An 11,841-nucleotide genomic window follows, 5' to 3' on the forward strand; every position below is an offset into this window, starting at 1 on the left:
TGACGAAAATAGGGCGGTCGCAGGGTTCCTGCAGTCCGGCGGTCTGTGACGTGAGAGCCTTGGTCGCTGACCGTTATGGATGCGCGCTGCCGGAATTCACGCCCTCGCCCTGCCGTGCCAGGGCAACCAGCGCGACATCGGAAACGATGGCCTCACGATCGGCGAGAGCCTTGAAGCGCGCGAACGCTGCATTCAATTCAGCATCGCTGTCCATCATGACGCCAAGCTCACGCAGGCGCTGTTTGAAGGCAGTTCGACCAGAAAGCTTCCCGAGCACGATCTTGTTTGCGCTCCAGCCTACGTCTTCCGCCCGCATGATTTCGTAAGTATCACGCGCTTTGAGCACACCGTCCTGGTGAATGCCGGACGCATGAGCGAACGCGTTAGCGCCAACTACCGCCTTGTTGGGCTGCACTGCAAATCCGGTAATCTCCGAGACCAACTGTGAAGCGGCGACAATCTGGCTCGTATCGACGCGCACGTCGAGGTCGAAGTGATCTCTCCGGGTCTTGACCGCCATGACGACTTCCTCGAGCGCCGAATTCCCTGCCCGTTCGCCCAGTCCGTTGATCGTGCACTCGATCTGCCTTGCGCCGCCCGATTTGACCGCGGCTAGTGAGTTCGCCACCGCGAGGCCGAGATCATCGTGACAGTGCACCGAAAAAACCGCCCGGTCCGAATTTGGAATGCGCTCGCGTAGTTCGCGGATCAGTGCTGCATAACCCTCTGGCATGGCATAGCCAACGGTATCGGGTACGTTGATCGTAGTCGCGCCTTCGGCAATGACACCTTCCAGCACCCGGCAGAGAAAGTCCATGTCTGAGCGACTGGCGTCTTCTGGCGAGAACTCGACGTCATCGGTGAAACTGCGCGCCTGATGCACTGCGCGACGCGCCTGCTCGTACACCTGGTCGGGCGACATACGGAGCTTTTTCTCCATATGCAGCGGCGATGTCGCGAGAAAGGTATGGATGCGAAAACGACTGGCTGGCCGCAGCGCTTCTGCCGCACGTGAAATGTCACGCTCGTTCGCGCGTGCGAGAGAACAGATGATGCTATCTTTCACTTCGCTTGCGATTGCGCGCACTGCCTGGAAATCGCCCTCGGAGCTTGCTGCGAAGCCCGCTTCGATCACGTCGACCCGCATACGCTCGAGTTGCCTCGCGATGCGGAGTTTTTCTTCTTTTGTCATCGACGCACCCGGCGACTGCTCTCCATCCCGCAAGGTGGTATCGAAAATGATGAGTTGTTCTGCCATGCCAGTCTCCTGTAGGGATCGGCAACTGCATTGATCAGGGAATGGGGGTAACCTTTCCCGCTTGCCGGAACGCTGGATCACAGCGCCCGACCGTTCGCGATTATAGCCAACGATATTTCAGGTGAACCTGGGGTCAACCCGCGACTTTGAGGATCCAGTCGCACGGCCAATGTGCAAGGCAACGCAACGCTCATCAGTCCCGCGCAGCGCTTGCCTGATTGCGGATCATCTGGAGAAACCACTCGCGCGGCAATGTCACACGTGCAGCCCAAACAGTACGTGACTAACGTCTAGCGTGCATTTCCCTCTTTCTCGTGTTCAGAAGGTACACGTACCCGATGGCGCTACGAGGTTCCCCCGTGTTCGTTGCATTGAAAGATCAGCCTGCCTTCACATCGAGCCCGGCCAATTCATGCTTCATCGTCTTGTCGACCAGTTCCAGAAACGTCTCGACCACAGGATTAGCTTGCTGAAACTGCGGATTGCGAGGTGAGAACCAGACAGATTCGAGATGGGAGGCATCCAGACGCGCATCCAGCTCGCCAGCGGCCCATCCCTTGCCGTCCTCCGGAGATCACGCAGGCGGCGACAAACGAAGGGCGTGTCGCTCACGCACTCGTGGCGGCAATCGCATTCGCTCAAACTCTCTCTATTGACATGCTTGATGTCCAAGCTTTGCGCCTCCGATGCCAACGAAATTGCCTTGACGATATCCGCGACGCGCCTGATCGCAATCTTGACCTCCCTAATCGTTGTGCCTGCCTCCACCGCCTGCCGCGCGCCGTCCCGCACGATTGACGTGGAATCGTCAATAAGCGCTTTGATCTCATTTGCCGCCGTGGCCGAACGCTGCGCGAGATTGCGTACCTCGGTCGCCACAACCGCGAAACCGCGCCCATGGTCAGCCTCCCAATCTCCCCCTGATCAGGCAAGGATCTCACGCAGGTGCGCGCCCGCACGCTCAATCGCCTCAACCGCGGCCGGCAGAACGCCCGCCATTTCGATGAAGCCGTGGACCATACCCTGTACTTCGACGTATTCGGCCGGCACACCCGCCGCCTGCAACGCATTGCAGTAGAAGCTGCCGTCGTCGCGTAATACGTCGCACTCTGCGGTGATGATCAGTGCCTGCGGTAGATTGCTCAAGTCCGGCTCGAGCAGCGGCGATAGTCGTGTGTCGTTCGTATCGAAACTACCGCTGAACGGAGCAGACATTACGTGCATCAACTCAAGAGTCAACGGCGGTACCGCACCGTTCTCGTACCGCGACGCAAAATGCGCTCCGGCGGGAGACAGATCGGTCGAGGGATAGAACAACACCTGTGCGCGCAGCGGGACCTCACCACGCAGACGCTGACACGCGACAGCCGCAAGGCTCCCGCCCGCGCTGTCCCCCGCCACGGCAATCCGCTCCGGATCGAGCCCGAGCGACACGGCATGGGACGCCAGCCAGCGAATCGCGGCCAGTACGTCTTCCGGTCCGGCGGGGGCAGGATGTTCCGGCGCAAGCCGATAATCGACGCTCACCACACCACAGCCGGATGCGCGTACCAGCCGCCGGCAAATCCTGTCGTGACTGTCGAGGTCGCCGAGCGTCCAGCCCCCGCCATGAAGATAGACGGTTACCCCATACGGCACACCATCCGCCTTATCGGGCAGATACAGGCGCAGCGGGATCTTGCCGGCTGGACCGTCCGCCAGCAACGCGCGGACTTCCCGCACGGGCACCGGTTCTCCGCCTAAGGTTGCGCCGATCTGGCGGTATGCTTCGCGCCTTTGCGCGAGGGGCAGCGACTCCAGTGGCGGCGCGCCGCTCGCGGCCATCGCAGCCAGCAGTTCGCGCACATCGGGCGCGAGGCGAAGAGGATCAAATGGTGCAACCTGCATATGCGTCTGGAAGTCGTTTAGAACCGCGTCTGCAAGCCGACGCGACCGATGAACTGCGACGGGCCGCTCGACGCAACCATCACGTCGTTGATCTGTGCGTTCGCCCCCTGATTCGTGCGCTGGTAAACGCCAGCCACGTACACGCTGGTTCGCTTCGACAGGAAGTACGACAGCATCCCGGTGATCTGATGCGCGTGATTGTTGTCGACGACCTGATTGCCCTTCATGTACATATACGCGCCGCTCAACACCCACTCCGGCGCGATCAACCACATGCCGCCCAGCTCCGCCTGCCAGACTGACGCGCCGTTCATTTCGTTACGCACCGCGGTGTAGAGTGCGTTCGCGGTCACCGGGCCGAAGGTATAGTGCGCACCGGCGCCCCAGTTGCGCACGCTGACCTGCGCCCCTGAGACATCCGTCTTCACCTGCGTATAGGCCGCATTCGCCCCGAATGCTCCGTGGACGTAGTTCAGGCCCACGCTCACCCCGCTGTTCGAGCCGAATGATCCCGCCACGCCGCCGAAGCCATACATCGCGCCGGCGGAGAAGCCACCGTAGCTCGGACTTGTGTACTTGACCGAGTTATGGATGGGTCTTGAGCCCGCCATGCCATCCCAGTCGAACGCACCCGTCGGATTGTTCGGCAAAGCGAGTTTCGCAAACGGTCCATTACGGAAGTCGTAGACACCCTGTGCATAGATCGCGCCATCGTCGAGACCGAAGAAAAGCGAATCGATCATGAAATCGTACTGGTTGCCTAAAGTCAGCCGGCCAAAGTGATCGTCGTCCAGACCGACGAACGCGTTGCGGGTGAACAGGCTGCCGCCGGGCATGAATGTGCCCGTGCCCAGTTCGAACTGGCTCGTGAGTTCGAAGACAGCGCGCGTGCCGCCTCCGAGATCCTCCTTGCCGAGAAACTTCAGCAGGTTCGGCACGGCAATACCGTCGTCGAACTTGACCACGTGGCTGCCGCCTTCATTGCTGACGTAGGACACGCCGGCATCCAGCAGGCCAGTTAGCGTGACACTGCCTTGAGCGTTGGCATGGCACGCGAACAGCAGGCTCGCGGCAAAACAGAAGCTTTTCATTTTCATCGACGATCTCCTTTTCTTACTTGCTCTGATCCAGGTTTCGCGTCACATCGACGCCACCTGTGTGTTGGAACTGGAATAAATTCGAATACGCGGGCGCCTTATACGACGTCCTCGGGTACACCGGTCGCGGCTACCGGTGTTGCGGCACCGCGCTGGCGCGGCGAAGTCTCGGCGAGGAACAACGACACCACCGCGCCCGCAACGAGCCCGCCGAACGCGAAAGTCAGCGTGGACGGCAAGCCGAAATGCTGCGCGACGAAACCCGCGATCACCGGCGCGAGCCCCCCCCCGAAAATTTCACCTGCGCCCGAGACGAAGCCAATGGACGAAGCGATAAGACCAGCCGGTGCGGCCTCGGTCGCGATCGGACCACTCAGCAGCCCGAGCAGCCCCAGCGCGAAAACCGATACCCCGAACAGCAGCCCGAACAGCGCCAGAGGATCAGCGCCAGTCCGAGCGAACAGATACAGAAGGACCGCCGCACCGACAAATGCGATAAGTGCAGCGTTACGTCGACCAATGAAATCCGATATGCCGGCCACGCCGAACGAGCCGACGAAGCCGCCAAAGCCGATTGCCGAGACGACGAATCCCATCTGCTGCGTATCGAGATGCAGCACCTCGACGAGATAGGTCGGCACCATCGCGCTGACCACGAAAATACCGGTCATCGCACACAGGATCGCCAGCGTCGCCAGCCACACGTTCCGGCTGCCGAAGATCGCGGTCCAGCGCGGCCGGCTCGGCGCCGACGCCATGCTCCGTAGTTCACTCGCTGGCTTGTCACGCAGCGTACGCGCAATCAGCAGCGCGACGATCAGGCCTGGCACCGCGGAGATCATGAACACCCAGTGCCACGACGGCACAATGCGCAATAGTTGCGTGACGAGGATCGGCGCGAAGCCAAGGCCAAGCAGCGAGAACATGCTCAACTGCAACCCCTGGTTGAAGCCGCGCCTCGACGGCAACGACGCCTCGCCGGTGGCCGCGACACTCGCCGGCGTGAACGCACCTTCGGCCACGCCCATCACGGCACGGATCAGCATCAGGCCCGCAAAGCCGGAAGCCAGGCCCGACAGGCTCGACAACAGCGAAAACGCGACCATCGAGACAACCAGAATCTTCTTGCGCCCAATCCGGTCGGACACCGGTCCCATCGCAATCGCCCATACGCCCCAGGCAACGCTCAGGATGCCAATCAGGCTACCCAGTTGCTGAAAATTCAGATTGAGATCGCGCATCATGTGCGGGAACAGCGGCGCGACCATCCAGCGGTCCAGCCCGACCAGCCCGAAACCAAGCCCGAGCAGAACCAGCGTTTTTATTTCGTAGACCGAATCATGCTTCTTACGATTCGTTGGATCGTGTGGCAACGTGGAACTCACTGGATGTCTCCTGTCAAGGTTGTCTAAATTTACTTATTACGTATATTTGTTATTGATGATAAATTGTTTTCCGAAAAATGCAACAATCTGGAATTAAGGGATAACACTGAAATGGGAGCCACGAGCGTGGGGCGGCTGCCATATAAGCTCGACGCCACGCGTGGACGGATTCCGGGCATATCCACGATGCGTTGACTGCAACCTCGAGGGAGTGGGTGCGTATGTTGACGTGATATAATTTCCCACGTCCGCTTCACAAAATTGGCCCTTTGCCATGCCGACCAAAACCGTTCGGAACAACTTTGCCAGCGATTTTCCGGATCAGGTTGATCAGTCGGAATTGCTCGATCTTCTCGGATACAACATCCGCCGCACCTATCTCATCGTCCAGTCGACTTTCGACGCGCAGATGGAAAAGCTCGAGTTGCGCCAGGCCGACTTCGCAGTGCTGTCGACGTTGCGCCATAACCCGGGCATCAACCAGAAGTCCCTTGCCGATGCGCTGGCCATTGCGCCGCCCAACCTGGCCACGTTGCTGGACCGGCTCGAATCGGGTGGATTGCTGACGCGGCAACGCAGTACCGACGACAAACGCATCCAGCACGTCTCGCTGACCCCTCAAGGCGCCCGGCTTCATACCCAGGCACTGAAGGCCGCCCAGAAAGCAGATGAAGTGGCCGTCCACAAGCTTTCCGGCGCCGAGCGCCAACAGCTGAAATCACTCCTGTCGAAAATCTTCTCCGCCTGATTGTTGGGCGCCCAGCCGGGGCCGCTATCGCGCCCCGGCGGGATCAGGGCCTTCAATGCGGTTCGACCAGCATCAATGCGTCGAGCGCCAGCACGCCGTTGCCCTCCGGATAGACCACAACCGGGTTCAGATCAATCTCGCGGATGCCCGGCTGGGACTGAAGCAACGCGCCAAGACGCAAGACGACATCTGCGAGCGCTTCGACATCCAGCGCCGGTTCGCCGCGATAGCCTTGCAACAGCGGAGCGCCTTTCAGCAGTCCGATCTCGCGCGCTACCGCTTCCCTCGTCAGATCGTGCGGCAGCAGCCGGACGTCTCGCATCACCTCGGCTGCGACCCCACCGAACCCGACCAGGATCACCGGCCCCCACTGCGGATCGTTGCGCGCGCCCACGATCATTTCGAGGCCGCGCCTGCCCATCCGCTCGATCAGCACGCCATCAGGTACGACAGTCGGGGCATGACGCTTCACGTTGTCGCCGAGCTGCAGCCAGGCGGCTCTCAACGCGTCGATCCCGCTCACGCCGAGGATCACGCCGCCGACGTCGCTTTTGTGGCTCAACCCGGCGGCCTGAACCTTGAGTGCGACGGGATAGCCGATGCGCTCCGCGATCGTCAGCGCGGCATCGACGTCCGTCGCGAGCTCCCCACGCGAGAACGGAACGCCGAGCGGTGCAAGCACCTGCTTCGCGCGGTATTCCGGCACTACACCAGCCTGCTGCGGCAGGCGCACATTCACCGGTTCGAGATCGGCTTCGGCGAAGTCCCGGCTGGCGAGTTCAACGAGACGTGCGACGGCCCGCAACGCGCGTTCCGTGCTCGGGAAGTACGGGATGCCCAACTCGCGCATTTGCGCAACGTATTCGGGTGGGACGGCCGCGCCTTCATCCAGCCCCGCGCAAATTACGGGTTTGGTGGGACGCAGTTCACGCACCGCGCGCAACACAGGCGGCATCTTGATCGAGCAGGTGACCGGATCGGTCTGGATCAGACCCACGACGATGACGGAGAACCTCGGATCGTCGAAGAGCGCCGACAGCGTGCGGTAGTAGAGCTCCGGGTCCACCAGTCCCTGCGCGGTCAGATCGAGCGGATTGCTGACCGCAACGAACGCCGGCATCGCGGTGCGCAACGCAGGCGCATCGTCATCGCTTACCGGCGGCAGTTCGAGGTCAAGCGTTTCGCAGATGTCGAGGCACAGTGCCTTGAACGCGCCCGATTCGCCGACAATTGCGGTTCCGCTTGCCGGCAGGCGCGCGCAGCGCAGGCCGATTTCCGCAATATCGCCCAGTTCCTCCAGCGTATGCGCGACCACGATACCCGCGCGCTCGACCTTGGTTAGCATCAGCGCATGGTCGCCCGCCATCGCGCCCGTATGCGTCGCCGCCGATGCGCGCGCCGCAGCGCTCCTGCCCGGATGCAGCAGCACCAGCAGCTTGCCCGCCCGGCGAGCGGCGCGCGCAATCTCGAGCAGACGGCCCGGCTGCCGGAACTGTTCGGCGATCATCGTGATGACTCGCGTGCCGGGATCATCCAGCAGGAACTGCAGATAATCTTCGAGATGGCTCGCCGCCTCGTTGCCGGTCGATACCGCATACGACAACGGCAACCCACGGCTTGCCAGCATCGTATTGAGCACCGCCATCATGGCGCCGCTCTGCGACAGAATGCCGATCGCCGGTTGGCTGCGGCTGCGGCTCGCCTGCTCCTTGCTCACGTTCGTTTCGATGAACGTCAGAGGTACGCGTTCGAGGTAGTTGATGCAGCCGAGGCAGTTCGGCCCTTCGACGAGCATCCCCGCGTCGGCTGCGATTCTCGCGATCTCCTGCTGCTGCGCGATCCCCTCCGCGCCGGCCTCGGCGAAGCCCGCCGAAAAGATCACGACGGCCCCGACCTTGCGCGCGGCGAGCTGGCGTACTGCGTCGAGCACCGCTGCCTGCGGGATCGCCAGCACGGCGACATCAATGCCATCCGGCAATTGCTCGATCGAATTCACGCACGGTCGGCCGTTGATCTCGTCGCGCTTCGGGTTGACCAGATAGATCTGGCCTCGGTAGTCATTGCGTTCCAGATTGGCCAGCAGCGATGCCCCGAGCGCACCCGGCGTCGGCGAAGCGCCGACGATGGCAATCGACGCAGGCCGCAGCAAACGCTCCACGGATTGGGTCAGGTTCATGTCGACGGGCTCCCGCGCTCAGATATCCTGACGCGTCAGGTCGTACGTGCCAAGACCGGGCTTGTAGGTCTTGTCGTCCAGGAACTGCTTGAGCCCCTCCTTGCGCCCGTCGTCGTAGCTGTTGGCGGCTTCCTGAGCTCGCACGAGGAAATCCTCGGCATTGTCATAGGTCATCTCGCGCACACGCCGGATTGCATCCTTGGTCGCCTTCAGGGCAACCGGATTCTTCTTCAGCAGCGCCTGCGCCACCTCGACCACACGCTCACGCAGTTGCGCGGCCGGCACCGCCTCGTTGACGAGCCCCCATTCCGCCGCCTTGCGGCCGTCGATGTTCTCGCCGAGCATCGCGTGATACATCGCGCGGCGGAACGACAGCAGTTCCGCGGCAACCTTCGATGCGCCGCCGCCCGGCAGAATGCCCCAGTTGATTTCCGACAGGCCGAAACGCGCTTCTTCGGCGCAGAACGCGAGATCACACGCGAACAGCGGACCGTAGCCACCGCCGAAACACCAGCCGTTGATCATCGCGATGGTGGGCTTCTGGTACCAGCGCAGGCGTCGCCACCAGCCGTAGCTCTCGCGCTGCGCCTTGCGCGTTCCACCGAGGCCGTGGGCCTCCGTGTCGCGGAAGTACTCCTGGAGATCCATACCGGCCGTCCATGCCGTGCCTTCACCAGTCAGCACGAGCACGCCCACGTCCGGATGAAACTCAAGCTCGTCGAACACCTGCATCATGCGCCGGTTCAGCGCCGGACTCATCGCATTGCGCTTTTCCGGGCGGTTGAATTTCACCCATGCCACGCCGTCCTCGATGCTGAAAACGACGGTTTGTTCCTCTGCCTGGCTGCTCATTGCTCACTTCCTGATCGATAATGAAATATTATTTGGCATCCTGATCACTTCAGGACCCCGCTGTTGCCTAGAACGGATACTGCGGAACGGCGTCCTTGATCGTGACCCACTGCCAGTGCGTGTACTGCTCCCAGTCTGCCGGACCGCCCACGCTGGTGCCGTTGCCCGACGCGCCCGTTCCGCCGAACGGGTTGATGACCTCGTCGGCGACCGTCTGGTCGTTGATGTGCAGGAGACCCGTATGCAGCCGCTCGCCGAGCGCCATCGCGCGACCGACCGATGCCGAAATCACGCCTGCGGACAGGCCGTACTCGGTGCGGTTGGCCAACTCGGCCGCTTCTTCGTCAGTATCGAACGGAATCACACTGGCGACGGGCCCGAACACTTCCTCATCGAACACGCGCATACCCGGTTTCACGTTGGACAGCACCGTCGGCGCATAGAACAGGCCTTCATGCGTGCCCCCGGCCTCGACCACCGCGCCGGCCGCCACCGACGCGCCAACGATGTCGACGACGTTCTGCAGCTGGCGCTGGTCGATGATCGGCCCGAGCGCCACCTGCGCAACAGCCGGATCCCCCACCGGCAGGTGACGCGCCTTGTCGGCGAGACGCCGGGTCAGTGCTTCCGCGATGCTGCGGTGGGCCAGCACGCGGCCCGTTGCCATGCAGATTTGCCCCTGGTGAAACCAGGCGCCGAACGCGATCGCCGAAACGGCCTTGTCGAGATCGGCATCTTCGAGGACGATCAGCGAATTCTTGCCGCCCAGCTCCAGCGACACCTTCTTCAGATGGCGGCCAGCCAGTTCGCCAATCTTGCGGCCGGCGGCCGTCGAGCCGGTGAACGCGAGCATCGGCACGCCAGGCGCTTCGACCAGCGCCTGGCCGACATCCGCACCGCCGGGCAGCACATGCAGCAAGCCCTTCGGCAAGCCCGCAGCGGCCAGCACTTCGGCAATCACGAAGCCGCCGGCGTAAGGCGTACGCGGATCCGGCTTCAGAACGACAGCGTTACCGACCGCGAGCGCCGGCGCGACCGAACGCAGCGACAGCACGAGCGGAAAATTGAACGGCGAGATCACGCCGATCACGCCCAGCGGCAACTGGCGAGCGATGCTGAGCCGACCCGGCACGCTCGGCAGGACCCGGCCATTGGCTTCAAGCGGCATCGCCGCAGCACGCTGCAGCAGCACGATCGATTCCCGTACCTCGTGCTCGCCCTTGGGCAGGATGCCGCCCGTTTCACGGGCGATAAGCGCCGCAGCGGCCGGTGCGTGCTCCTGCAGCAACGCAGCCGCACGATGAAAAACCGCGGCGCGCTCGCGCGGCGGCGTCGCAGCCCAGAGCCGCTGTGCGGCGCGAGCCTCGCGCACAGCGATCGCAACGTTCTCTGGGGTGGCCTTGCCGACCTGGTGCAGCGGCTGACCCGAAGCCGGCTCGATGACGTCCAGCGCGCCGGACGCCGTGAACCAATCGCCGTTGAAAATCTTGCCGCGCCACGTGTCGGCGTTGGCAAACGAAAAGCCTGACGGATTGCTCATCACGAATGTCTCCTGGAATAATGGGATGGAGTAGAACGTGTTCAGATCGCGGTGGCAGCCAGCCCGCCATCGACGGGCAGATTGACGCCGTTGATCCAGCGCGCGGAATCAGAGGCAAGAAATACGATAGCCTCGGCCACTTCGTCGGCATACGCGGGGCGCTTCATCTTTGCAGCATCGGCCTCGACACGTTCGGGTCCGAGCATCGTGACGAAATCGCCAAGGATCGGCGTGAAAACGGGGCCCGGCGCCACGCTGTTGACGCGCACCGAGTGCTGCGCAAACCAGTCCTGCGAACGCTTAGCAGTCCAAACAATCAATGCTTCCTTGAAGTACTGATAGCAGGTAGCCTGGGGAACGGGATGCGCATCGAGCCATTTTGCGCCGCTGTCGAAACCCGCCGTATCGGCCAGTTCGCGGTGCAGGTTCAGTCGCTGCGGCCACTCCGCGCCGAGGATCGATGCGACGTTGATCACGCAGCCGCCAGGCGCGATGCGCGGCAGCAATGCTTCGCTGAGATGGCGCAGGCCGAGGTAGTTGACGCGCGCGACGGCATCGACTGGTGCAGTGCCTGGAACGCCTGCGATGTTGGCCAGCGCGTCGATACGTGCCGGAAGTTGTGCGACGAGCGCATCGATGGAGGCCGGTTCCCCGAGATCGGCCTGGTGAAACGCGTCAAGCGTCATGTTGACGGGCTGTCGATCGACGCCAATCACGCACGCACCGTAGTACCTTGCGAGCCTGGCCGTCTCCGCGCCGATACCGGACGCCACGCCAGTGATGACCAGGGTTTTCCCGTGCAGTTTCATGCAGTTGTCTCCTTCGTTCTGATTGAGCGTCGTTTATGGTTTTATACCATAATCGTTACTTGTTATAACTATTTTTTTGGACTTGTGCC

Annotated in this window: 8 protein-coding genes and 2 pseudogenes; 1 reads left to right on the top strand and 9 read right to left on the bottom strand. The window is 62.3% G+C overall.

The annotated features are described in order from the left end of the window. Nucleotides 1-147: 147 nt before the first annotated feature. From A3CW_RS48265 to A3CW_RS0132825, 5 genes and pseudogenes are all read right to left on the bottom strand, one after another. Nucleotides 148-1,258: pseudogene (locus tag A3CW_RS48265) on the bottom strand (2-isopropylmalate synthase); the annotation flags it as partial. A gap of 648 nt (nucleotides 1,259-1,906) precedes the next feature. Continuing rightward, nucleotides 1,907-2,161: pseudogene (locus tag A3CW_RS54700) on the bottom strand (methyl-accepting chemotaxis protein); the annotation flags it as partial. Between the two features lie 21 nt (nucleotides 2,162-2,182). Next, nucleotides 2,183-3,145: an alpha/beta hydrolase gene (locus tag A3CW_RS0132815; protein WP_028207344.1), complete on the bottom strand. Its 963-nt coding sequence runs from the start codon at nucleotides 3,143-3,145 to the stop codon at nucleotides 2,183-2,185. A 17-nt stretch (nucleotides 3,146-3,162) separates the two neighbouring features. Next, nucleotides 3,163-4,242: a porin gene (locus tag A3CW_RS0132820; protein WP_028207345.1), complete on the bottom strand. Its 1,080-nt coding sequence runs from the start codon at nucleotides 4,240-4,242 to the stop codon at nucleotides 3,163-3,165. A gap of 98 nt (nucleotides 4,243-4,340) precedes the next feature. Then, entirely contained in the window at nucleotides 4,341-5,627 is a 1,287-nt protein-coding gene (locus A3CW_RS0132825; RefSeq protein WP_051481863.1) for an MFS transporter, read from the bottom strand. A gap of 274 nt (nucleotides 5,628-5,901) precedes the next feature. Here A3CW_RS0132825 and A3CW_RS0132830 point away from each other — a divergent pair, with 274 nt between their 5' ends. Beyond that, nucleotides 5,902-6,375, top strand: coding sequence for a MarR family winged helix-turn-helix transcriptional regulator (locus tag A3CW_RS0132830; RefSeq protein WP_028207347.1), 474 nt, complete (start codon nucleotides 5,902-5,904; stop codon nucleotides 6,373-6,375). 52 nt (nucleotides 6,376-6,427) lie between these two features. Here A3CW_RS0132830 and A3CW_RS0132835 read toward each other — a convergent pair whose 3' ends face one another. The 4 genes from A3CW_RS0132835 to A3CW_RS0132850 form a co-directional block, all read right to left on the bottom strand. Further along, nucleotides 6,428-8,551: an acetate--CoA ligase family protein gene (locus A3CW_RS0132835; protein ID WP_028207348.1), complete on the bottom strand. Its 2,124-nt coding sequence runs from the start codon at nucleotides 8,549-8,551 to the stop codon at nucleotides 6,428-6,430. Nucleotides 8,552-8,569: 18 nt separating this feature from the next. Then, nucleotides 8,570-9,403, bottom strand: a complete 834-nt coding sequence (locus A3CW_RS0132840) for a p-hydroxycinnamoyl CoA hydratase/lyase (RefSeq protein ID WP_028207349.1) — start codon at nucleotides 9,401-9,403, stop codon at nucleotides 8,570-8,572. 67 nt (nucleotides 9,404-9,470) lie between these two features. Further along, nucleotides 9,471-10,943, bottom strand: a complete 1,473-nt coding sequence (locus tag A3CW_RS0132845) for a benzaldehyde dehydrogenase (RefSeq protein ID WP_028207350.1) — start codon at nucleotides 10,941-10,943, stop codon at nucleotides 9,471-9,473. Between the two features lie 41 nt (nucleotides 10,944-10,984). Then, nucleotides 10,985-11,752 (bottom strand): coniferyl-alcohol dehydrogenase, encoded by a 768-nt coding sequence (locus A3CW_RS0132850; RefSeq protein ID WP_028207351.1) that lies wholly within the window; start codon nucleotides 11,750-11,752, stop codon nucleotides 10,985-10,987. Nucleotides 11,753-11,841 lie beyond the last annotated feature (89 nt).

It is taken from the genome of Paraburkholderia nodosa DSM 21604 (assembly GCF_000519185.1).
GTDB lineage: Bacteria > Pseudomonadota > Gammaproteobacteria > Burkholderiales > Burkholderiaceae > Paraburkholderia > Paraburkholderia nodosa.